Here is a 23,139-nt window from a genome sequence, read left to right as displayed (position 1 = left end):
GGTTTGTCGACAGACAAGCCTCTGTTTTTATGGCGTGGTGGTGACTTGAAGTGATACTTTAGAAAGTATATAATGGGAAAGAATTTTAAAAAAGAAGGGTGACAAATGATTTATTTTGATAATAGTGCAACTACACCGATTTACCCCCAGGCTTTAGATACATATGTAAAAACCAGTCAGCGGATTATTGGCAATCCGTCTAGTCTGCATGACTTAGGCAGCCAAGCGAATCGGCTCTTACAACAAGCACGGAAGCAGATTGCGGAGCTAATCAATGTTTCAGCAAATGAAATCTATTTTACAAGTGGCGGAACTGAAGGAGATAACTGGGTTTTAAAAGGAACGGCAATCGAAAAACGAGAATTTGGTAATCATATTATTATTTCTGCAGTGGAACATCCAGCAGTTACAGAAACAGCGGAACAATTAGTCGAACTAGGTTTTGAACTTTCTTATGCGCCAGTGGATAAAGAAGGTCGTGTGAAAGTCGAGGAATTACAGAAATTAATTAGAAAAGAAACGATTTTGGTTTCTGTTATGGCAGTCAACAATGAAGTGGGAACGATTCAACCAATTAAAGAAATCAGCGAGGTTTTAGCGGAGTTTCCTAAAATTCATTTTCATGTAGACGCGGTTCAAGCAATTGGGAAAGTCAATGACTCAGAGTGGTTAACGGATCGGGTGGATTTTGCAACATTTTCTGCACATAAATTTCATGGACCACGAGGCATTGGTTTTATGTATTGGAAACAAGGAAAACGTTTAGCGCCGCTTTTAACAGGAGGCGGGCAAGAAAACAACCAACGCAGTGGGACAGAAAACGTACCAGCAATTGTGGCAATGGCCAAAGCATTGCGTTTGCATTTAGAGAACGAACAACAACGGCCGCAACATGTGGCGACATTACGAAGTTATTTATTAAAGGCGCTAGAAGAATTTCAAAATGTGACTGTTTTTTCACAAGATAATGAACATTTTGCGCCACACATTTTATGTTTTGCTTTGAAAGGGATCCGCGGCGAAGTGCTAGTCCATGCATTGGAAGAAAAACAGATTTATATTTCGACTACGAGTGCTTGTTCTAGCCGGAAAAAAATGGCTAGCAGCACCTTATATGCCATGCATGTGCCAGGGGAATTAGCGACTTCCGCTGTGCGCATTAGTTTAGATGAAAGCAATACAATGGCAGAGATTGAACAATTTATGATTGTTTTTAACCAACTTTATCAAAAATTTTCTCGTGTAAATTAATAAAAAATAAGTCGGAGCCTAGAAATAGGCTCCGACTTATTTTTGCTCTCTTTATCGATTGAAGCGGTAGCCACTTCCCCAGAGTGTTTCAATTGGAGAGTCAGAAAGATTGGCTTTTTTTAATTTTTCCCGAATCCGTTTAATGTGAACAACGACAGTCGAAACCTCAGTATCTAAGGCATCAAACCCCCAGACACTTTCAAAAAGTTCTTCTTTATTCCACACACGGTTAGGATGTTCCATCAAGAAAACCAACAATTTGTATTCTTTGCTTGTAAAAATAACTTCATTTTCTAAAACAAACACTTTGTGGGCGGCAGTGTCGACAGCGATTTCATTGATTTTTAGTAATTGTGGTGGTTGTTCTGCTTTGCTTAGCAATTGATAACGGTTCATATGGGCTTTTGCTCGAGCGACTAATTCATTGGGGCTAAACGGCTTGATTATATAATCATCAGCACCTAAGCCAAGCCCACGAATTTTATCAATATCTTCTTTTTTAGCCGAAACAATCATGATCGGCGTTTGCTTTTTTTTCCGAATTGCACGACAGATTTCAAAACCATCCATAGTTGGCAGCATCACATCTAAAATAATTAAATCAAAGGGCTCATTTAAAGCTGCTTCCAATCCTTTTTTTCCATCATGTTCAATTGTGACGGTCATATCATTAATTTCTAAATAATCTTTTTGCAAATCAGCAATGCTTGGATCATCTTCAATAATTAATACATGTGGTTTCATTTTTCATCCTCCAACAACGGCAGCGTAATTATCACGTTGGTACCGTCTCCTTTTTTACTTGTGACAGTGATTGTTCCCTGATGATAGTCAATAATTTGTTTGACAATACTTAACCCCAAGCCGCTTCCTTTAACTGTTGGGGTTCGAGATTTGTCTACACGATAGAAGCGTTCGAATAAATAAGGTAATTCTTTTTTATCGATACCAATGCCGTTATCTGTAATGGTTAAAACTAAGTCCGTTTGATTATGCGTTAAAGAAATCGTAAAGGCTAGTTGCTCTTTAGTGGGATCCGCAAATTTAATGCTATTTTGAATTAGATTGGTAATCACGCGATTCATCTGCGTTGGATCCATTTGAACGTATAAAGCTTCGGTGGGAAGTACAGAAGTGATCACGAGTTCTTGTTCCAAACGGTATTCTTCAAGAATATGTGCAATAAAACGAGTGAAATTGGTCTTTTCCATTGTAAAGGCAGCACGGTCTAGGTCTAATTTAGAATACAAAAATAATTCTTCGATTAAATCATTGAGGCCTAAACTTTTTTCATGAATGACCGTTAAATAGCGCTGTTTTTTTTCTTCGGTATTGGCAACACCATCCATCAAGCCTTCAACGTAACCAATGATAGAAGTAATTGGTGTTTTTAAGTCATGAGAAATATTTGCAATTAATTCTTTCCGATTAGCTTCATATTTTTCGCGTTCCGCATTGGCTTCTTCTAAATCTTGCCACATTTGTTCAAAACTAAGTTGGAGCTGTTTGACTTCCGTTGAGACGGTTTGGTGGCTAGTTGGTGTAAATGGATTTTCTTTTTGGGCATCCTTACCCAATGTTTTAGTCGCTTTTTCTAATGCTTCTAATGGCTCGATAGTGGTTTTGGTTAAGCGCTTATTAATGAGCCAAGCTGCCGCAATGGCTATAAGGATAATTAACAAAATCATCCAGATAATCCAGCGTGTGAAGAATTCAAAAAGGCTGCTTTCGCGTTTCAAGACAATAAAGCTCCCGTTAGAACCATCTAAATAATGAAAATCGGATTTGACATAATGATATAGACGCCCTGCATTATCCAGTGTGCCAGTTGGCATAATATTATTCATTTCGTAGTTTGGAATATGTACAGACAAAGATTTTTCTACTAAATTATCCGAATAATAAGGAAACCGTGCATTCTTTCGAATAATCACACTTAATCCTTTTGCCTCAATTGTTTGAATCGTTTCCTTTAATTCTTTACTCAAAGGCGTATCTAGTAATTTCGGTGACTTTTTTAACAATTGATCTAAGGCCAAATAACTTTCTTCTTCGTTAGCGGTCAATGGTCGTTGCTTATTCATCATTCGGTAAGCTTGGGGCAAACTGGGGACAGTTCCTAATGTGATGTAAGAAGCTAAGGATAAAACAGCTAAAACAGAGGCTAAAGTAATAATGATGGCACTAATATAAGAAATAAAAAAGCGGCGTTTAATGGTCAAAAGCGTCCCTCCTAGTGGTTTTAATCTATTTCTTACTTATAGTGTATTACAAGTGAACAAAAAAAAGCTAGTATTGTTATTAACTTTTTTTCATTTGTTTATAATTTGTTCATTTTTCGGCAAGTAGGAGTTTATAAGGCTTTGCTATTCTAGGTATATCAAAAAGAAAAAAGGGGATTACCAACTATGAAAAAGAAAAAAGTTTTTAGTACGATTACCTTATTAACCTTTAGTACGCTGTTGATTGCAGGCTGTGCTGGCGGAGCCAACTCTGCAACAGATAAATCAAGTGCAGCTAGCTCAAGCACTGCAGTCTCTAGTTCAGCAGAAGCAGCTAAAGAGCAATCAAAAGGACAAGAATTAACAGAAATTTTATCCAGTACTGATTGGCAAGGCACAAAAGTTTACGACAAAAATAATAATGATTTAACAGCAGAAAATGCTAATTTTATTGGTTTAGCAAAATATGATGGTGAAACAGGTTTTTATGAATTTTTCGACAAAGAAACAGGTGAAACCCGTGGCGATGAAGGCACATTTTTTGTGACAGACGATGGCGAAAAGCGTATCTTGATTTCGGATACACAAAACTATCAAGCAGTCGTTGATTTAACGGAAGTGACGAAAGATAAATTTACCTATAAGCGAATGGGAAAAGATAAAGACGGGAAAGATGTAGAAGTCTTTGTAGAGCATGTCCCTTATTCTGATAAAAAGTTAACTTTTACGAACGGTCGTAAAGATTTAGAAACAGAAACTGGCAAAATTGTTACCAATGAACCTGGGGATGACATTTTAGGGGCTACATTATGGAATGGCACGAAAGTTTTAGATGAAGACGGTAACGATGTTACTGAAGCAAATAAAATGTTTATTAGTTTAGCGAAATTTGATAATAAAACAAGTAAATATGAATTCTTTGATTTAGAAACGGGTAAAACCCGTGGAGATTTTGGTTACTTCCAAGTAATTGATAATAACAAAATCCGGGCCCACGTTTCAATTGGTGACAATAAATATGGAGCTGCGTTAGAATTAACAGAATTAAATGATAAACGTTTTACGTATACACGAATGGGTAAAGACAACAATGGCAAAGAAATTAAAGTCTTTGTAGAACATGAACCATATGAAGGAGACTTTACGCCAGACTTCACGTTCTAATTAGTCAATCACGAGTGGATGAAGCGGTCAAAAGGAAGTAAAGGATTCTTTTGACCGCTTCATTTTTAACAAAAAAATAGTTTATAGTTGTTTTTAATCGTTTATAAATTGTTCATTTTTCTGACAGTGGTAGTTTAGAATCGTTTGTTAAGATAGGTTTATCAAAGAAAAGGAGCGATGCTTTATGAAAAAGAAAGTATTAAGTTCGATTACTTTAGTAACATTAAGTACGTTACTTATAGCAGGTTATGCAAGTCCAGCATTTGCAGGTCATGCAGCCAATCCAAATAGTGCTACAGCAAATTTAGGCAAACATCAAAACAATGGCCAAACAAAAGGCGATAAGGCGACTAAGATTTTATCTGGTACGGACTGGCAAGGAACCCGAGTTTATGATGCTGCAGGTAATGATTTAACGGCAGAAAATGCTAATTTTATTGGTTTAGCAAAATATGATGGTGAAACCGGTTTTTACGAGTTTTTCGACAAAAATACTGGGGAACCCCGTGGTGACGAAGGAACATTTTTTGTGACAGGTGATGGCACAAAACGAATTTTAATTTCGCGGACACAAAATTATCAAGCCGTAGTGGATTTAACCGAAGTGAGTAAAGACAAATTTACTTACAAGCGTTTAGGGAAAGATAAACTGGGGAATGATGTTGAAGTTTACGTGGAACACATCCCTTATCATGGGAAAAAATTAGCTTTTACAAATGGACGTGAAGCATTAACCAATCAAACTGGCAAAATTGTGACAAATAAATCAGGGGATAAAATTTTAGGAACAACCTTGTGGAATGGCACAAAAGTCGTAGATAAAAACGGTAATGATGTGACAGCGGCCAATCAAAATTTCATTAGTTTAGCGAAATTTGATCCAAACACAAGTAAATATGAATTTTTCAATTTACAAACGGGTGAAACCCGCGGCGACTTTGGGTACTTCCAAGTGGTGGACAATAACAAGATTCGGGCCCATGTATCTATTGGTACGAATCGCTACGGTGCAGCGCTAGAATTAACGGAACTAAACAATGATCGATTTACGTATACTCGAATGGGTAAAGATAATGCTGGTAATGATATTCAAGTGTTCGTGGAACATGAACCTTACCAAGGCACATATCACCCAGCCTTTACTTTCTAAAAGTCTCTTGTCTTCTCTCTTATTTAACAAAAGAACGTCCCCCAACGTTCTTTTGTTTTCTCTTCTTCTATAAATAAATTGTTATTAGTTATAATTAAATATTATTATTAAGATAATTATAGTGATTATTATTTAATAATTTGTTCATATTATGGACAGGTGGAGTTAATAACTACTTGCTATCCTTAAATTATCAAAAGGAAAGGGAGTAGTCGTTTATGAAGAAAAAAATCGTTGGTACAATTACGTTGTTGGCTTTAAGTGCGTTATTAGTTGGTGGAGCAGGAGGGGCTTTGACGGCAGAAGCATACGTTCCTCAAAGCGTAGACAATCCCAATAATTTAGGGGATTTACCTGAGTATTTACGTTCAGTTGGTATTAGACAAGATGAAGGATTATCAGAAAAAGATTGGGCTGGAACACGCGTTTATGATCGAAATGGGAATGACTTAACAGATGAAAATCAAAACCTATTACATGCAATCAAATTTGATGCAACCACTAGTTTCTATGAATTTTTTGATAAAGAGACTGGAGAATCAACAGGAGATGAAGGAACCTTCTTTATGACCGCTGGTATTACAGATGTTTCCCGTCTTGTAATTATTTCTGAAACCAAAAATTATCAAGGTGTATACCCACTTAGAACTTTATACCAAGATACTTTTACGTATAGACAGATGGGGAAAGATAAAAACGGAAATGATATTGAAGTTTTCGTAGAAAACAAAGCAACCTCAGGACCAGTTTATGGTCGTCCGCAGCCATACCCCAATAATCGTCCCAGAACACTAGAATTCACGAATGGACGCCGTGCCATGACAGAACAAACAGGCCAGATTGATGTAAATCGACAAGGGGATGAAATTATTGGTAAAACTTCCTTTGATGGGACACCGCAACTTCTTTGGAATGGCACAAAAGTAGTGGATAAAGATGGCAATGACGTAACTTCGGCCAACCAAAACTTTATCAGCTTAGCGAAATTTGACCAAGACAGCAGCAAATATGAATTTTTCAATTTACAAACAGGTGAAACTCGTGGCGACTATGGCTACTTTAAAGTAGGAAATCAAAATAAATTCCGTGCCCATGTGTCCATTGGAACCAATCGCTATGGTGCTGTCTTAGAATTAACAGAATTGAATGATAATCGTTTTACGTACACACGAATGGGTAAAGATAACGAAGGAAACGATATCCAAGTCTACGTGGAACATGAACCATACCAAGGAACTTTTAATCCTGAATTTACCTTTTAAGAACAAAACATACGAATGGAAACCAAAAAAAGTTTCGACTTCTTTTGGTTTCTCTCTTTTTAAAATAGAAAAACAGAGAAAGCGTTTTAATCGACAAATAAAAAAAGATTCGTTAGATTAGAACCACTGGAGACAAATCTCATATTTCTCTCGAGGAAAGGAAGTTGAGCACAATGAACAAAAAAATTTTAATGGGGCTATTAAGTGTCGTGACCATTCCATTACTTGCTGCGTGTCAAGGAGGAGAAACACCTTCCGCAGCGTCAAAAAATAGTCAAACGGTGACTACTCAAAGTAGTGCAAAAACTGAAAGCACCAGTACAACCCGTTCGGTGGCTCAAACAACATCAAAAGAGGAAGTGAAAGAACCGATGAAGACCTATGAAGTGGGTGCGCTTTTAGAAGCAGCCAATCAACGAGATACGAAGAAGGTCAAGGAAATTTTACAAGATACTACTTATCAAGTAGATGAAGTCGACACAGAAGGCAACACACCGCTCAATATCGCTGTTCACAATAATGACATTGAGATTGCAAAAGCGTTGATTGATCGGGGTGCCGATATTAATCTGCAAAATAGCATTAGTGATAGTCCCTATCTTTATGCGGGAGCGCAAGGACGTACGGAGATTTTAGCGTATATGTTAAAAAATGCGACCCCAGATTTAAATAAGCATAACCGTTACGGTGGCAATGCGTTAATTCCGGCAGCTGAAAAAGGACATATTGACAATGTGAAGCTCTTGTTAGAAGATGGACGAGAAGACATAGATTTCCAAAATGACTTTGGCTATACAGCGTTGATTGAGGCAGTGGGGTTACGTGAAGGGAACCAACTTTACCAAGATATTGTAAAATTGTTAATGGAAAATGGTGCGGATCAATCCATTAAAGACAATTCTGGTCGAACAGCAATGGACTATGCCAATCAAAAAGGTTATACGGAAATTAGTAAAATTTTAGCACAGTACAACTAAGTATTGTGTCCTTTCGGGAAGGAATAAATACAGGTAGGAGTGAAGGAAAGCATGAATTATTGGTTAAAAAATGTTCGAATTGAAACGGGGTATCAAAAAGAAGGTGACTGGTTATCTGGGACAGTAACCAAAGAAGTAGCAATTGAAGTAACAGATGGAGTATTTACGAAAATCATTCCCAATGAAGAATTGGTAGAAGAACCTGGGTTGACAATTATTGATGGTCACCATCAATTGATTTTACCAGGTTTGATTGAAAAACATTGTCACTTTGATAAAAGTAAACTAGGCGTTCCGTGGTATCCAGTGACGCCAGCGAAGTCAATTGTGGAACGTGTCGAAGCAGAAATTCCTTATTTAGATAGTTTAGAACTTTCTTTAACAGAACGCGCAAATCATTTAATTGACTTAGAATTACCACATGGCGCGACAGCTTTCAGAACACATGTCGACGTGGAGCCGATGACAGACTTACGTTATTTTGATGAAGTCCAAGCGTTGGCCCAAACGAAACCATTTGCGGTAGAAATTGTCGTCTTTCCACAGCACGGCTTACTACGTTCAGATTCCGTTGAATTAGTTGATCAAGCATTGGCAAAAGGTGCCGATTTTATTGGTGGCGTGGATCCTTATTCACTAGATGGTGATTACAAAAAATCATTGGCTGAAACATTCCGCTTAGCAGATAAACATGGTGTTGGTGTGGATATTCATTTACATGACCGTCACGAAGCTGGGACAACAACGATTAAAGAAATTATCCGTTTAACAAAAGAATATGGCCTACAAGAGAAAGTGTTTATCAGTCATGCTTTCGGGTTAAATGATTTCATTGGTGAAGAACGTGACGAAGTTTATGATGCTTTAGCAGCAGAAAAAATTCATATTAATTCCAGCGTGCCAATCACACCTAACACGATTCCGCCAATTATGGAATTGTTACGACATGGAGTCAATGTCCATCTTGGTTGTGACAATATCTACGATTGCTGGTCTCCTTATGGTGATGGTTCATTACAAGAAAAATTGGCTCGTTTAGGTGAACTTTTTAATGTGAAAGATCAAGATGCTCTAACCCAATTATTGGGCTTAGTGACAGATGGTGTCACAACTTTAGACGAACAAGGGCAAGCAAATTGGCCGCAAGTTGGTGCTGAAGCAACATACTTACTCACTGAAGCAGAATGTGCGGCGGCTTTTGTCGCTCGTCAGACACCGGTGGAAATCAGTGTGGTAAAAGGAACCACACTTTATCAAAAATAACAAAAAGAAGCGAGATTTCTCGCTTCTTTTTTATTATGCTTATCGTTCCTTCAGCCAGCTATCCAATTGCTCAAATAAAGCGATGACCGAAGGATCTTTGGTTTGTTTTAAAAAATCATGTTCTAAATAGTAAACCGCTTTAAAGGTACTCTCAGGAATGGTCCGTCCGATTTTTTTGCTATAGCGGAACGGCACTTCTTCGTCTGAGCTGCTAGCTGTACTGAAACAAGGTGGAAAAGTTTTTAATGTTTCGTCTGACAGTGCGTAAGCAGACCAGTCCCCATTTTCTGGTAACCCGTAAAAGTGCGGCAATAGTTCTTGCTGAATACTGTAATGATACAGCAGATAGCGAGAAAGAAAAGGATCATCCCAAACAGGCTTCGTTTGGTCGATGGTAGCTATTTCTTTAGCGGAAATGGCTTGCTTTAATAATTTTCGTGGCTCTTTAATAAATTCTAAATCTGTATAGCCGTAAAAATTGACTAAAAATTGTGGCGTCAAATTTAGTGTTTGTAATTGTTTGGTTAACTGTAACATTAAATAACCGCCAGCGGAACGCCCGCACAAACCAAAGGGCTTGTTCTGAATAATCTCTTCGTTTAACAATTGGAAGGTTTCCGTTAGCGCCCTTAAGATGTGATCGATTTTTGTATTTGGAGCTAACAAATAGTCCAGTGCTAAAACGGTATAGCCATTGCTTGTAAACAGCTCCTTCAGTTCTTCTGGTAAATCACTTTTGGTTCCATAAATCATCCCGCCACCGTGTAAATAGACGACATAGTTCGTTGGTTCAGTCGTAGTGGGGTAGATAGTAACTGTTGCGCCATTAGCGAGTGTTTGATTGTTTTTCAAGTGCACGTCTCCTCATCTTTATAATGTATGTGGCAATTTCATAATTTAACAATTGCAAGGGATTGGCTAAGTCAATATCAAGAAGTTGTTCCACTTTGTTTAAACGATAACGAATCGTTTTTGAATGGAGGAACATCGCTTCAGAGGTCTGTTTATAGTTGCGGTTATTTTGGAAAAAACTGTACAAAGTTTCAAATAAATCGTAGTTGTTTTCGGCTAATTGATAAAGTGCGCGAGGAATTAATTCGTCTAAATTTTCCAATTGGTCTTCGCGGATAAAATTTTTAAATACCCCAATATCGGCTAAGGTGACAATTGGTCCGTTATAAAAAGTTTCATTAAAGCGCAGAATGTCCAGACATTCAATCAGTAGCTCTTTAATCCCTTCTCGTGATTTTAAACTGCTGACGGCAACGGTAAGCGTGTCGTTTTCTTCTAAAAGTTCAGCTAATAAACGACTTAATTGCAGCTTTGTAATTTTTCCATCACTTTCATTGAAGTTAAAAAGGACCGCCGAATAATTTAGCTGATCAAAGAAGATGGATTTCACACGCAGGGTACGAAGTAAGGCAATAATTCGTTCTTTCATGAGTTGTGTATTGGTGTCTTTGGTAGAAAAAGCAATCGCTTGGTAAGAATCTAGCTCTTGCATTTGCACTTCACGAAGCAAACTGTTTAGCTCGTCAGGATTTTGCGGTGTATTTTGTAAAATAGCATCCGCTAAGTTGTTCAAACGAGTATACCGTTCTTTTTTTAACAAATTTTCGGTATTGAATTTTTCTTGTAAGACATCAATCGCATTTTCGATAATCACTAAATCCGTTTCTTTAACCTTTTCATCTTGTAAATAAACCAGAAGTAAACAATTAGTGGAATAACTATTGAAAATAGAAACTTCTAGTGCCAACTGTTTTTTGGGGTTGGCATGAGAATAAAGTGTTAAAAGAGAGTAATCATTTTTAGTGAATTCACTGTTTTTTAGTTTTTCTCTTGAGAGCACAATCGCATCATGAGGTAAGTCGCCATCGCTAATTTCTAGATGTTTATCCAACATTTTTAAAGCGAAGGGTAATTTAATGATGTCATAAAATTCTTGCATAATCGTCTCAACCGTTGGGTAGTGGCGCTCTAATTTGGTGAAACGTTGGCGCACATCGTAATACGTACGTAAGACATGCGACTGATAATTCAACAAAGGCTCGTAAATCGTAAATAGAATTTTTTCATAGCTAATGTCTTGTGTGATTTTAATTAAAGGAATTTCATAATTGAAACATAATTCGATAAACCACTCTGGAATCATTTTAATGAATCGATCTGTTTTCAAAATTAAGCCGCTGATGCCAATTCGGCGCATCTTTACGAAAAAATTTTCCAACTCTTTTTCTGGTAAATCATGCAATGCGTAGAAAGAAGTCAAAATTAACTGATTCTTTCTACTCCAGTTCTCGATATCAATCGCTTCTAAGACCATTGCCGAGTCAACTTCATTGTCTAAACCAATCTCTTTCGTCAAAATTTTACCTTTTTTTAAGTCACCTATCGATAATAACTCTCTTAATTTCATCGTTTTCTCCTTTTTTCCTCTTATGGATAAAAATTATACCATTTTTTTAGAATTATGTCCGATGAAAACACTTTCTCGTTTCGATACAATAGCATTGTAAGGAATAGATAGGAGGATGAACAATGTTACACACAGTAATTTTGAAAAACAATTACCAAGACTCCATCAACTTAATGTTATTGACCAATAAAATCAATGCATTAGATGGTGTAACCATGAGTCAAATCATGATGGGAACAGATGCCAACAAAGACATCCTTAACAACACGAACTTGTTAACGGATGAGGCCAATAGTGCATCTGCAAACGACATGATGATTGTGGTTGACAGTGAAAAAGAAAACATCATGGAAGAAGTTATGCCAGCGATTGATGAATTCTTAGATGATTTATCAGCAAAGGGAACTAGTGAAGAAGCACAAGCAGCAACTTCTTGGTCAGAAGCGTTTGATCTTTTACCAGAGGCGAATGTAGCGCTATTCAGTATTCCTGGTGAATATGGTGCGCCAGAAATGGAACGTGCCTTAAAAAATGATTTACACGTGTTCTCTTTCACGGATAATGTGTCAATTGAAGATGAAGTACGTTTGAAAAAATTAGCGCATGAAAAAGGCTTATTAATGATGGGCCCTGACTGTGGAACTGGTATTATCTCAAGTATTCCAATCGCCTTTACAAATGTTGTTTCTCCAGGAAACATTGGCGTAGTTGGTGCTTCAGGAACAGGGATTCAAGAAGTTACAACGATTATTGACCGCTTAGGTGGCGGAGTTGTTCACGCCATTGGTACTGGTGGTCGTGACCTAAGCGACAAAGTAGGCGCTATAACTGTGAAAGATGCTATTGTGGCCTTAGAAAATCACGAACCAACCGATGTGATTACAGTCATCTCTAAACCACCTGCAAAAGAAGTTCGTGATGAAGTGGTTGAATTATTACAAAGCATTTCAAAACCAGTCGTTGCGATTTTCTTAGGAGAAAAACCAACAAGTCACGAAGGTAAAGTTTATCTAGCTCATACATTAGAAGAAACAGCTAAAATTGCTGTTGATTTAGCAAATGATGTGGCCGTGAAGAAAAATTACTTTGAAGCATTAGCAAAACCAGCTGTACCAACATTACCAGAAGATAAAGTTGTAAAAGGCTTATATTCAGGTGGTACATTAGCTTCTGAAGCAGGTATGTTAATTTCTGAAGCTTTAGACCTTGGCGGTTTAGTGAAAGCAGAAGGCTATGTCTTGAAATCTCACGGTTATGAAGTCATTGACTTAGGCGATGATATGTATACACAAGGTCGTCCGCACCCAATGATTGACCCAGATGTTCGTATCGAAAAAATTCGTGAATACGCACAAGATGAAAAAACGGGGATTATCTTATTCGATGTGGTGTTAGGCTACGGTGCTCATGAAGACATGGTTGGTGCATTATTACCAGCAATTGAAGAAGCGCGTGCCACAGCCAAAGAAGCAGGACGTGATCTTTACTTTGTTGCAACTGTCTGTGGGACGACGAAAGATCCGCAAAATTACCAATCGTCGGTTGATCGTTTGAAAGAAGGCGGCGTTTTAGTTGCAGAAAGCAATGCTAAAGCTGTTCAATTAGCTTTATTACTAAAAGGAATCGAAATTTCAGAAGACGATAAAGAAGTGGTTGCTTACAACGGACCAACTGTCGATGTACCAAAACCAGGCGAAAAAGTAATGGAACTATTAACAACCAAACCAAGAATTATTAACGTTGGGTTGCAAAGCTTTACAGAATCAATCGTTGATTACGGTGGCGAAACTGTTCAATTTAACTGGCGTCCGCGTGCCAACGGCAATAAGAAAATGATTAAAATTTTGGATGCTTTGGAAGATTACAGTGAACAAATCGAAGCTGAAAATCACAAAGTAACAGATAAAATTAAAAATGCACAACCATTCTTAGTAGATGTGGTACCTGCGAAATCAGTGATTCCAGAATTAAATGATGATGCACAAAAAACATTACTTCATGCTGGACCACCAATCCAATGGTCTGAAATGACTGGACCAATGAAAGGTGCTTGTATCGGAGCTGCATTATTCGAACGTTGGGCAGACAATGAAGAAGATGCTTTGAAGATTTTTGAAGCTGGCGAAGTACGTTTCATTCCTTGTCACCATGTAAAAGCAGTAGGACCAATGGGCGGTATTACTTCTGGTAATATGCCAGTCTTTGTTGTAGAAAATCGTTTAGAAGGTAACGAAGCATACTGTATCTTGAATGAAGGTATCGGTAAAGTATTGCGTTTTGGTGCTTATTCACAAGAAGTAGTTGATCGTTTAGATTGGATTAAAGATGTTTTAGGACCAACGATTGCGAAAGCCTTGAAACTTTCTGAAGAAGGCTTGAACTTAAACGTATTGATTGCGCGCTCTATTACAATGGGTGACGAGTTCCACCAAAGAAATATTGCCGCATCTTTGAACTTCTTAAAAGAATTGTCTCCATTAATTATCAAAACAGATATTCCAGAAGATCAAAAATACGAAGTAATCAAATTCTTAGCTGACACAGATCAATTCTTCTTAAATGTCATGATGGCAACTGGAAAAGCAATTGTTGATGGTGCCCGTAAAGATACCAACGGAACGATTGTCACAACGATGACTCGTAACGGCGTGAACTTTGGGGTCCGAATTGCAGAAACAGGCGATCAATGGCATACCGCACCAGTAAATACACCAAAAGGTCTTTACTTCACTGGTTTCAGCGAAGAAGACGGAAATCCTGATGTCGGGGATAGTGCAATTACTGAAACAGTAGGCGTTGGAGCAATGGCTATGGTAGCTGCACCTGGCGTAACACGGTTTGTTGGTGCAGGTGGCTTTGAAGATGCGTTAGCAACCTCAAATGAAATGGCAAAAATCTGTGAAGGACACAACCCAACATTCTCAATTCCAACTTGGGATTTCCAAGGAACTTGTTTAGGAATTGATATCCGTAAAGTGGTGGAATTAGGAATTACACCAATCATCAATACAGGGATTGCACACAAAAATGCCGGTGTTGGTCAAATTGGTGCAGGGACAGTTAGAGCACCTCTAGGCTGTTTTGAAAAAGCCCTAGAAGCGTATGCTGAGAAACTAGGCATTACGGTTGAATAACCAACTAGTCATTAGTGACTACATTTTTCCTATCCACCAATATGGCAAGATGGGAACCATTCACAGTGTTTTTGAACGTTCATTTAATCTGAAAGTCCAGGATCAATTAATCAATGTTGCAAACTTCCATAATTATTTATCAAGCTTTGGTATGTTTTTGCCAGATCAATTGTTTCAAGAAATCTTTCCGTATGTACAACAAGGTAATAAAGTCAAAATCACAGAAAATCAGTTGACCTTTTACAGTACAGTCGGCGTGAAAACGATCCAACTCACACCTGCCGAGGTCGTTTCTTTAAACATTACTCATTTCAAGTTAGAAAAAGACCAATTACGCTTGTTGCGAGACCGCTTATTAGCGAGAAACTTAGAACGTAGAATTGGCCTGCCTTTAGATGAACGAGCAAAGCATATTTTCAAAAAAATGAGCCAAAAACAAAAAGTTTGGACACTATCGGAATGGCAAGAAGTAACGAATTATCTGATTGGTCGGGGCAAAGGGTTAACCCCGAGTGGTGATGACATTTTAGTGGCGTATCAAACAATTCTGTTCATACTTGCTGATGAAAGAGCTGCGGCGTTAGCCGCTACTCTTTCGGCAGCAAATTTATCCACAACAGATGTTAGTAAAGGCTATATTGTAAGCTCGGCTAAAGGATATGTAAATTCATTGTTGTATCAGTTACTCTTGGATTTGGAGAACCATCGGGATAATAGAGTTGACGAAAATATTGACAGAATTATACAAATCGGACATTCCTCTGGTAAAGATATGTCATTTGGAATGTTACTAGCTTTACAATCTGTAGAGTTAGATGAGAAGTGAGGAGAAGACATGGAGAATAGTAAAAAAAATCAAGCAGTGCAAGTGAGCAATAGTTACTGGATTAAAGTCGTAGCCATTTTCTTCGTAGGCTGGATTTTAATGTACGCAACACGAACTATTTTTAATCCAGTGATGGGGGTCATTGGAGAACAATTTGGTCTAAGTAACACACAACTTGGTTTAGCCAATAGTATCTTCTTTCTAACCTATGCTGTTGCACAGATTCCTTTTGGGATGATTGGCGATAAAATTGGGCGGAAATTAGTCATTGCTGTTGGGTTTATCGTTCTTGCTATTTCTACTTATTTTAGTGGATTAGCGACAACCTTTGTTATGTTTTTAGTCATTCGTGCAATTGCTGGTATTGGTCAAGGCGCTTACTATGGCCCGCAATATGCGCTATCGACAGAAGCGATTCCAGCAAGTAAACGGACCATCGGTAATGCCATCATCAATAGTGGGATGGCCTTCGGTACATCAGGTGGGTACTTACTTTCAAGTAAGTTGGTTTTAGAAAATGGTGAACATTGGAGCAAACCATTCTTTATCATGGCGATTCCAACGTTTATCGTAGGAATTCTTTTCTATACAATTTTGAAAGAAAAAGTGATTCGTCCTGGTGAAGAAGCTGCACGAGCAGCTGCTGAAGAAGGACCGCAAGAAAAGATCTCATTAAAAGAAATTTTCTCAAATCGTAATTTATTAGCCGCATTTATTTTATGTTTCACAAGTATTTATGCAAACTTTGTCATTATTACTTGGTTGCCACAATTTTTAATTGCTGAACGTGGCTTTACAGGAGCGAGCGTTGGTTTCATTTCATCACTTGTACCATGGGCCTCTATTCCAGGCGCCTTAATCTTTGCTCGTTTGAATGATAAAACAGGTGCGACGAAAAAATTAGTCTTTACATTAGTACCTTTAGCAATCCTATCTGTCTTTGCGATTGCTTTTGTAACAAATCGGACATTGTTAATTTCTGTTTTAATTCTTTATGGGTTAACAGGGAAATTAGCGTTAGATCCAATTATGGTGACTTTTGTTACCAAACATGCACCAAAAGCGGCCTTAGGAACAACGTTAAGTGCCTATAATTTTATCGGGATGTCAGGGTCAATCCTAGCACCGTATGTCACAGGATATTTAGCAGATACAGCAGGCTCAATGCAAGTTGGCTTCTATCTTTCTTGTGTACTATTAGTTATTGGTTTACTAGCTTTTGCTTTCTTAGCTAAAGATGAAAGTAAACCGAAATTAGGTTAATTATCCCTTCGATAATGACTGAAACAATCAAAATGAGCAAGACAAAATCTTTCATTTCGTAAACAAATTATTTCTTATCCGTCGATACTGAAAAGATTTTGTCTTTGCTTTACTAAAAAGGAGCGAATCAATCAATGAGTTTAAACGTAATTGCCCTAGGTGGGAATGCTATTTTAGATACGGATCCAACAGATGAAGGCCAAAAAGCCGTCGTTAATCACGCGGCCAAATATATTGCAGAATTTGTTGCTAAAGGGGAACAAGTCATTGTCTGTCACGGAAACGGACCACAAGTAGGGAATTTGCTTTTACAACAAAAAGCAGGCGAAAGTGAAAAAAATCCAGCGTTGAAATTGGATACTTGTGTTGCGATGACACAAGGAAGCATCGGTTACTGGTTACAAAATGCTTTAACTAATGAGTTTGAAAAACGTAACATTGCTAAACCAGTTATCTCTGTAGTTACGCAAGTGCGTGTGGACAAAGAAGATCCTTCGTTTAAAAAACCATCCAAACCAATTGGTCCATTCTATACAAAAGAAGAAGCTGACGCGGAAGCAGCCAAAGATGGCTCTACGTATGTGGAAGATGCTGGCCGTGGCTACCGAAAAGTTGTTCCATCACCAATGCCTAAAGAAATTGTTGAAAAAGAGGCGGTTCGTGCTTTAGTAGAGGCGGACGTTTTAACTATCTGTTCTGGTGGCGGGGGCATTCCGGTCGTAGCAGAAGACGGACAATACGTAGGTGTGGAAGCGGTTAACGACAAAGATTTCTCTGCACGTGTTTTAGCTGAAAACGTTGATGCAGACCGTTTGATTATTTTGACAGGCGTTGATAACATCTACATTAATTACAATCAACCAGATCAAAAAGCATTAGAACAAATCAGTGTAGCCGAAGCAGAAGAATACATTAAAGAAGGTCACTTTGCTGCTGGTAGTATGCTACCAAAAATCGAAGCTGCCTTAGACTTCGTAAAAGGTGATGACAAACGGAAAGCAATCATTACTTCTATCGAAAACTTAGAAAACATCGATAAAGAAGCAGGAACTGTGATCAGTCAAAAGGGGTAGTTTACCATGAAAAAACCGTCCATGATCACCCAAATTGCAATTGCTGTTGTCGTAGGAATCCTCGTAGGACTCTTGATTCCTGCTAGCGGCAATTACTTGAAAATAGTTGGAGATGTCTTTTTGCGACTGATGCAAATGGCTATTCCTATCTTGATCTTAGGACAAATTGTCCAAGCAGTTGGCAGTATTAATCCAAAAGAATTAACGAGCCTTGGGGGTAGAACAATCGCTGTTTTCGGGATTTCCTCCTTAGCTGCCGCTTTATGGGGCGTCCTAATGGCAGTCATTTTTAATCCAGGATACGGTGTTAAAATGACTGGCTTCCAAGATGCTTCTATTAAAGCGCAAGAAATCTCAATCACTGATACGATTTTAAATTTCGTTCCGAAAAATATTTTTGATTCACTGACTCAAGGATCGATTATTCAAATTATTGTCTTTGCATTATTTTTTGGTTTAGCACTGAATAAATACTTACAAAGCCATCCAGAGACACAACTCTTCCAAATAATTGTGGACTTTAATGAAGTTATCATTACAGTCATTCGATACGTCATGTATCTAGCACCTCTGGGGATTTTTGCTTTAATTGCTTCAACAATTAGTCACTTAGGCCTTCAAATTATTTTACCGTTAGTGAAGTATCTATTGGTCTATGGATTAGGAACTATTTTATTTTTGGGCATCTGGATTTTGGTTATCACATTGTACTGTAAAGTAAGTCCACTACGTTTAATTACAAACATGAAAAATATGTCTGTGATGGCCTTGGCGACAACTTCTTCAGCAATTACTTTACCAGTAGCTTTGGAAGAAACAGAAACAAAATTAGGTTTAAGTAAGCGAATTACTAACTTAGTGTTGCCGTTAGGTATGTCATTAAACAGTAACGGTTCAGCGATGCATATGGCTTTTACTGTAATGACTATCGCTCAGATGTATCAGCTAGAGTTTGATATTACGAAAATGATTTACTTAGCAATTACAGCAACGTTTGTCTCACTAGCAAACGCAGTTGTTCCCGGTGCGGGCTTAGTCTCACTGGCAGTGATTGTTCCGCAAATGGGTTTACCCATTGAGAGTATTGCAATTTTTGCAGGCGTCGAATGGTTTGTTGGCATGTTACGAACAATTTTAAATGTCAATTCAGATGTTTACTCTGCTATCCTAGTTGCAAAATCAGTGGATGAAATTGACTATACTGTCTTTAACAGTAGCAATAGGTAGTGAAAAATGGGGAGGAAATGCAAGGTCGAAGAAGAAAATCACTTGTTTTCTTTCCCTTTTTTAAGATTAATGATAAAGGAGCAAGCGCAATGGAAGAAATGGTTGTCGTTACACCGGAGAAATTAGAAAAGCTGATGAAACAAAAATTAGAAGCTGCTGGTTTACATTCTGAACATGCCGAAGAAGTTGCTCGACATTTAACTTTTGCAGATGCTAGCGGTATTCATTCACACGGGGCAGTTCGCATGGATTATTATGCGGAACGGATTGCAAAAGGCGGGATCACGATTGACCCCGAATTATCATTTGAAAAAACTGGACCGTCCACTGCCATTTTTCATGGCGATAATGGCGTGGGTCAATTTGTTTGTAACGAAGCATTAGCTGCTGCAGTTGACCTAGCCAAAGAATCAGGGTTAGCATATGTTGGCGTTTCTCAAACGAGTCATAGCGGGACATTATCGTATTATGTTAAAAAAGCAGCGGAACAAGGCATGGTTGCTCTTTCGATGTGTCAATCTGATCCAATGGTGGTACCGTTTGGTGGTACAAGCAATTATTTTGGAACAAATCCAATCGCTTTTGCAGCACCTAGAGCAGGTCATGAACCAGTCGTGTTTGATATGGCTACGACAGTACAGGCTTGGGGGAAAATTTTAGATGCACGTTCAAGAGATGTTGAAATTCCCGACACGTGGGCAGTAGACGAAAAAGGCCAGCCAACGACTGATCCTTATGAAGTACGAGGTTTATTGCCGATTTCAGGACCAAAAGGATATGGACTAATGATGATGGTCGATGTCTTAGCTGGTTCGTTGTTAGGCTTACCTTTTGGCAAACATGTCAGCTCCATGTATGCGGATTTAACGGAGAAACGGAATCTGGGTCAGATGTTTTTAGTCATTGATCCAAGCCGCTTTACAGATTCTGAACGATTTAAAGAAAATATTAATCAAATGGTGGAAGAACTTCATAGTGTGCCTACAGCAGAAGGGTTTCAACAAGTTTACTATCCAGGAGAAATTGGTCAGCTAAACTATCAAAAAGCCATGTCAGAAGGCATTGAAATTCCACAAAGTATTTATGATTATTTAGTTAGTGAGATTGTACATTACGATAAATATGGCGGGCAAGGTGCCTTTGCCAAATAATGAGGAGCGCAGAGAGTATTCGCTACTGCGTTGCTCTCGCCTTCTTTCTATTGGAGGAAAGTAAAATGAAAAAATCGTCAAAAGTAGCACTTATTTTTGCATTCTTAGTTAGTATTTTTGTGCCAGTTGCGGCCTTTGCTGATGAGATTGGGGATGTAGTTGCCCCGACAGGAATCATGGCATTAGTTGTGATTATTCCATTGATTGTTGTTTTGGTTCTATTGTTTATGAAAGTCGATATGATTATCGCTGGTTTAATTGGTGGCGTCTTAGCGATGCTGATTGGTGGCATTGGACTAGAAGAAGCGAATAAACAGATGTTGGAAGCTATCCCAATGATGTTAGGAATTACCGTTCCCATCATTAATTCAGCTGTTGCGATGGCGGTCTTTAAAGCAGGTAGTTATTCAGCTGCATTAACTTTAGCCAAACGAGGTACAAAAGGAAAAGTCGAGTATGTTTCAGCTTTTATTGTTATCTTATTAGCCGCAGCCACATATATGTCAGGAATTGGTGGCGGAAGTGCGATGGTTATTGCGCCATTGGCCTTTGCTGCAGTTGGCGTTGTTCCTGAATTAATTGCAGCAATGTCTTTAGCTGCTGCGGTATCATTTACAACATCACCCGCTTCATTAGAATCAAGTATTGTTTCAAAATTAGGCGATATCAGTGTCGGTTCATATGTTTCAACCATGCGACCTTACTGGTTATTCTTCGTAGCATTAGCGATTGTTTTAGCCTTTTGGGGAACGAAACATAGAAAGATTGGCTTTAAAGAGTCGGCAGATGATGAATTTGATAAAAAGAGCAATGGTGAATTATTTAAAATTACCTTGCCAGCCATTTTCTTATTGTTTGCTGTAATTTTTGGACCAATTGTGAATGATTTAATTGGTTTTGCCTTCTTTACGCCACTTGTATACATGATTTTAACATTAGTTTTAATTTTCTTATGTACAGATTTCTCAATGAACAAATCTGTCGAAGCGATGGTAGATGGGTCTACATATATTTTGACTCGTTTATTCCAAGTAGGGATTTTCTTAGCCTTTATTAATGTTATTGCACAAACAGGAACGTTTGCTGTAATCGCAGGTGTTGCTGAAAATGCACCAGCCTTTATTGTCGTGCCAGTTGCCATTTTAACAGGGATTTTAATTGGGATTCCAGCTGGGGCCTACGTAGGTTCTGTTTTAACTTTAGTGCTACCAGTTGCTGTATCGTTGAACTTCCCGCCGTTAGCATTAGGTTTTGTAGCAATGGGTGTTGGTTTAGGTAGTCAAATGAGTTTCGTTAATATTACTATGCAAGCTTTATCTTCAGGCTTCCAAATTCCAATTTTGGATGTTGTTAAAGGAAACGTGAAATGGTTAAGTATTGCCTCTGTACTATTATTAGTTATCGGTTTAATCTTTGGATAAAAAACAATTTAGGGAGTGGAAAACATGGATTTATTAATTAAACAAGTTCGTCTTCAAGACGGTGAAGCATTACAAGATGTAGCTATTAAAGAAGGAAAAATCATTGAAATCGCCCCAGTTATTACTGGCGATGCCAAAGAAGTCATCGAAGCAGATGGTCGTGTTTTAATCCCAGGTTTTGTAGAAAGCCATTTACATTTGGACAAGGCATTAATCGCTGATCGTAAACCAAATAAATCAGGTACGTTGAAAGAAGCGATTGAAGTAACCGCAGAATTAAAACCAACATTTACCGAAGAAGACATTTACGACCGTGCTAAACGTGCCTTAGAAATGTTAATCGTTCATGGAACCACGGCGTTAAGAACGCATGCAGAATTTGACCCAGCGCAAGGTTTTACTGGCTTCAAAACAATTATGCGTTTGAAAGAAGAATACAAAGAGTTAATTGACATGCAAGTAGTTGCGTTTCCGCAAGAAGGAATTTTTAAAGCCCCTGGAACAGAACAAATGATGTATGAAGCAATGGATATGGGCGCAGACGTTGTCGGCGGTATTCCTTATAATGATGCACCAGCGAAAGAACATATTGATTTAGTGTTTGAAATTGCTAAAAAATATGATAAAGATGTAGATTTACACCAAGATTTTGCCGATGAAGCTGATGATATGAGTATTGAATATTTATGTGAAAAAACCATCGCTGAAGGCTACCAAGGCCGTGTTTCAGTGGGCCACTTAACGGCATTGCACGCCTTACCTGAAGCAGAATTGGCGCCTATTATTGCAAAAATGGCGGAAGCAAATATTAGCGTGATGGCTTTACCAGCAACGGATTTACATTTAGGGGCTCGTGGTGATCAGTACAATGTTCGACGTGCGGTTACGCCAATTCGTAAATTACGCGATGGTGGCGTGAATGTCTGTATTGCTACAAATAATATTCGCAATGCTTTTACACCATATGGCACAGGGGATATTGTTCAAACAGCGATGTTAGCCATTCCTGTTGGGCACCTAGGTGGAGCGGATGACTTAAAAACAGTGCTACCAATGGTAACAACAAGTCCTGCTCGTGCGATGGGACTAGAAGGATACGGTGTCGCAGTTGGGAATAAAGCAGATTTAGTCTTATTAGACACAAAAGTGGTTGAACATGCGATTATTGATATTCCAGAACGGTTATATGTTATTAAAAACGGCCGTGTTACAGTCAAGACAGACAAAAAAGTCGAAATCATTCGTTAAGAAAAAAAACAAAAAGCTCAAAATGTTAGTTGTCAAAACTAACATTTTGAGCTTTTTTTTGATGAAGGTGCAAATGTGTTTGATTGAT

At 38.2% G+C, this 23,139-nt stretch carries 18 protein-coding genes; 14 read left to right on the top strand and 4 right to left on the bottom strand.

The genetic code is table 11. The features are described 5' to 3' along the window. Positions 1-105 precede the first annotated feature (105 nt). Positions 106-1,251 carry a cysteine desulfurase family protein gene (locus AB3I34_RS07205; protein ID WP_002375791.1) on the top strand — a complete coding sequence of 382 codons (1,146 nt, stop codon included), beginning with the start codon at positions 106-108 and terminating at the stop codon, positions 1,249-1,251. 51 nt (positions 1,252-1,302) lie between these two features. On the opposite strand, the gene AB3I34_RS07200 is transcribed toward AB3I34_RS07205, so the two are convergent. Both AB3I34_RS07200 and AB3I34_RS07195 read right to left on the bottom strand, forming a co-directional pair. Continuing rightward, complete coding sequence (locus AB3I34_RS07200) at positions 1,303-1,995, bottom strand: response regulator transcription factor (RefSeq protein ID WP_002355236.1); 693 nt, start codon at positions 1,993-1,995, stop codon at positions 1,303-1,305. Next, a complete protein-coding gene (locus AB3I34_RS07195; RefSeq protein ID WP_025189292.1) occupies positions 1,992-3,335 on the bottom strand; it encodes a cell wall metabolism sensor histidine kinase WalK in 1,344 nt (447 codons plus the stop codon). The genes AB3I34_RS07200 and AB3I34_RS07195 overlap by 4 nt, the downstream gene beginning before the upstream one ends. A gap of 324 nt (positions 3,336-3,659) precedes the next feature. On the opposite strand from AB3I34_RS07195, the gene AB3I34_RS07190 reads away from it, so the two are divergent. The 5 genes from AB3I34_RS07190 (at position 3,660) to AB3I34_RS07170 (ending at position 9,289) form a co-directional block, all read left to right on the top strand. Further along, on the top strand, positions 3,660-4,637 hold the full coding sequence (locus AB3I34_RS07190) for a DUF4822 domain-containing protein (protein ID WP_002373189.1): 978 nt from the start codon (positions 3,660-3,662) through the stop codon (positions 4,635-4,637). A gap of 184 nt (positions 4,638-4,821) precedes the next feature. Further along, a complete protein-coding gene (locus tag AB3I34_RS07185) occupies positions 4,822-5,787 on the top strand; it encodes a DUF4822 domain-containing protein (RefSeq protein WP_085444067.1) in 966 nt (321 codons plus the stop codon). Positions 5,788-6,005: 218 nt separating this feature from the next. Beyond that, the gene (locus tag AB3I34_RS07180) at positions 6,006-7,049 is read left to right on the top strand and encodes a DUF4822 domain-containing protein (RefSeq protein ID WP_002387660.1); all 1,044 of its coding nucleotides are present in this window, start codon (positions 6,006-6,008) and stop codon (positions 7,047-7,049) included. 173 nt (positions 7,050-7,222) lie between these two features. Further along, complete coding sequence (locus AB3I34_RS07175; RefSeq protein ID WP_002373191.1) at positions 7,223-8,026, top strand: ankyrin repeat domain-containing protein; 804 nt, start codon at positions 7,223-7,225, stop codon at positions 8,024-8,026. Positions 8,027-8,077: 51 nt separating this feature from the next. Beyond that, positions 8,078-9,289, top strand: a complete 1,212-nt coding sequence (locus tag AB3I34_RS07170; protein WP_002408670.1) for an amidohydrolase family protein — start codon at positions 8,078-8,080, stop codon at positions 9,287-9,289. 39 nt (positions 9,290-9,328) lie between these two features. Here AB3I34_RS07170 and AB3I34_RS07165 read toward each other — a convergent pair whose 3' ends face one another. Continuing rightward, positions 9,329-10,141: an alpha/beta hydrolase gene (locus AB3I34_RS07165; RefSeq protein ID WP_010711956.1), complete on the bottom strand. Its 813-nt coding sequence runs from the start codon at positions 10,139-10,141 to the stop codon at positions 9,329-9,331. Further along, complete coding sequence (locus AB3I34_RS07160) at positions 10,116-11,708, bottom strand: PucR family transcriptional regulator (protein WP_002355248.1); 1,593 nt, start codon at positions 11,706-11,708, stop codon at positions 10,116-10,118. Before AB3I34_RS07160 ends, AB3I34_RS07165 begins: the two co-directional genes overlap by 26 nt. 122 nt (positions 11,709-11,830) lie before the next feature. Between AB3I34_RS07160 and fdrA the strand changes: the two genes are divergently transcribed. The 8 genes from fdrA (at position 11,831) to AB3I34_RS07120 (ending at position 23,051) form a co-directional block, all read left to right on the top strand. Beyond that, a complete protein-coding gene (gene fdrA / locus AB3I34_RS07155; RefSeq protein WP_002355249.1) occupies positions 11,831-14,842 on the top strand; it encodes a DUF1116 domain-containing protein in 3,012 nt (1,003 codons plus the stop codon). Next, entirely contained in the window at positions 14,835-15,668 is an 834-nt protein-coding gene (locus AB3I34_RS07150) for a DUF2877 domain-containing protein (protein WP_002408673.1), read from the top strand. The genes fdrA and AB3I34_RS07150 overlap by 8 nt, the downstream gene beginning before the upstream one ends. A gap of 9 nt (positions 15,669-15,677) precedes the next feature. Further along, entirely contained in the window at positions 15,678-16,931 is a 1,254-nt protein-coding gene (locus AB3I34_RS07145; RefSeq protein ID WP_002355251.1) for an MFS transporter, read from the top strand. 134 nt (positions 16,932-17,065) lie between these two features. Then, positions 17,066-18,004, top strand: coding sequence for a carbamate kinase (gene arcC / locus AB3I34_RS07140; RefSeq protein WP_002355252.1), 939 nt, complete (start codon positions 17,066-17,068; stop codon positions 18,002-18,004). Positions 18,005-18,010: 6 nt separating this feature from the next. Continuing rightward, a complete protein-coding gene (locus AB3I34_RS07135) occupies positions 18,011-19,231 on the top strand; it encodes a dicarboxylate/amino acid:cation symporter (protein ID WP_010711957.1) in 1,221 nt (406 codons plus the stop codon). 89 nt (positions 19,232-19,320) lie between these two features. Next, on the top strand, positions 19,321-20,382 hold the full coding sequence (gene allD, locus AB3I34_RS07130) for an ureidoglycolate dehydrogenase (RefSeq protein WP_002413499.1): 1,062 nt from the start codon (positions 19,321-19,323) through the stop codon (positions 20,380-20,382). Between the two features lie 65 nt (positions 20,383-20,447). Beyond that, entirely contained in the window at positions 20,448-21,803 is a 1,356-nt protein-coding gene (locus AB3I34_RS07125; protein ID WP_010711958.1) for a hypothetical protein, read from the top strand. 24 nt (positions 21,804-21,827) lie between these two features. Continuing rightward, positions 21,828-23,051, top strand: coding sequence for an amidohydrolase family protein (locus AB3I34_RS07120; RefSeq protein WP_002389547.1), 1,224 nt, complete (start codon positions 21,828-21,830; stop codon positions 23,049-23,051). The last annotated feature ends 88 nt before the right edge of the window (positions 23,052-23,139 follow it).

The sequence above is a fragment of the Enterococcus sp. C102(2024) genome (assembly GCF_040888205.1).
Taxonomy (GTDB): Bacteria; Bacillota; Bacilli; order Lactobacillales; family Enterococcaceae; genus Enterococcus; species Enterococcus faecalis.
Note: the sequence above shows the minus strand (reverse complement) of the source record. Positions and strands in the feature narration are given on the sequence as shown.

Bases quoted from the DNA above. Each gene is read 5' to 3' on its own strand.
- fdrA (WP_002355249.1), top strand. From the start codon at position 11,831: ATGTTACACACAGTAATTTTGAAAAACAATTACCAAGACTCCATCAAC.
- AB3I34_RS07170 (WP_002408670.1), top strand. From the start codon at position 8,078: ATGAATTATTGGTTAAAAAATGTTCGAATTGAAACGGGGTATCAAAAA.
- AB3I34_RS07120 (WP_002389547.1), top strand. From the start codon at position 21,828: ATGGATTTATTAATTAAACAAGTTCGTCTTCAAGACGGTGAAGCATTA.
- AB3I34_RS07190 (WP_002373189.1), top strand. From the start codon at position 3,660: ATGAAAAAGAAAAAAGTTTTTAGTACGATTACCTTATTAACCTTTAGT.
- AB3I34_RS07125 (WP_010711958.1), top strand. From the start codon at position 20,448: ATGAAAAAATCGTCAAAAGTAGCACTTATTTTTGCATTCTTAGTTAGT.
- AB3I34_RS07145 (WP_002355251.1), top strand. From the start codon at position 15,678: ATGGAGAATAGTAAAAAAAATCAAGCAGTGCAAGTGAGCAATAGTTAC.
- AB3I34_RS07175 (WP_002373191.1), top strand. From the start codon at position 7,223: ATGAACAAAAAAATTTTAATGGGGCTATTAAGTGTCGTGACCATTCCA.
- allD (WP_002413499.1), top strand. From the start codon at position 19,321: ATGGAAGAAATGGTTGTCGTTACACCGGAGAAATTAGAAAAGCTGATG.
- arcC (WP_002355252.1), top strand. From the start codon at position 17,066: ATGAGTTTAAACGTAATTGCCCTAGGTGGGAATGCTATTTTAGATACG.
- AB3I34_RS07195 (WP_025189292.1), bottom strand. From the start codon at position 3,335: ATGAATAAGCAACGACCATTGACCGCTAACGAAGAAGAAAGTTATTTG.
- AB3I34_RS07185 (WP_085444067.1), top strand. From the start codon at position 4,822: ATGAAAAAGAAAGTATTAAGTTCGATTACTTTAGTAACATTAAGTACG.
- AB3I34_RS07205 (WP_002375791.1), top strand. From the start codon at position 106: ATGATTTATTTTGATAATAGTGCAACTACACCGATTTACCCCCAGGCT.
- AB3I34_RS07160 (WP_002355248.1), bottom strand. From the start codon at position 11,708: ATGAAATTAAGAGAGTTATTATCGATAGGTGACTTAAAAAAAGGTAAA.
- AB3I34_RS07135 (WP_010711957.1), top strand. From the start codon at position 18,011: ATGAAAAAACCGTCCATGATCACCCAAATTGCAATTGCTGTTGTCGTA.
- AB3I34_RS07180 (WP_002387660.1), top strand. From the start codon at position 6,006: ATGAAGAAAAAAATCGTTGGTACAATTACGTTGTTGGCTTTAAGTGCG.
- AB3I34_RS07200 (WP_002355236.1), bottom strand. From the start codon at position 1,995: ATGAAACCACATGTATTAATTATTGAAGATGATCCAAGCATTGCTGAT.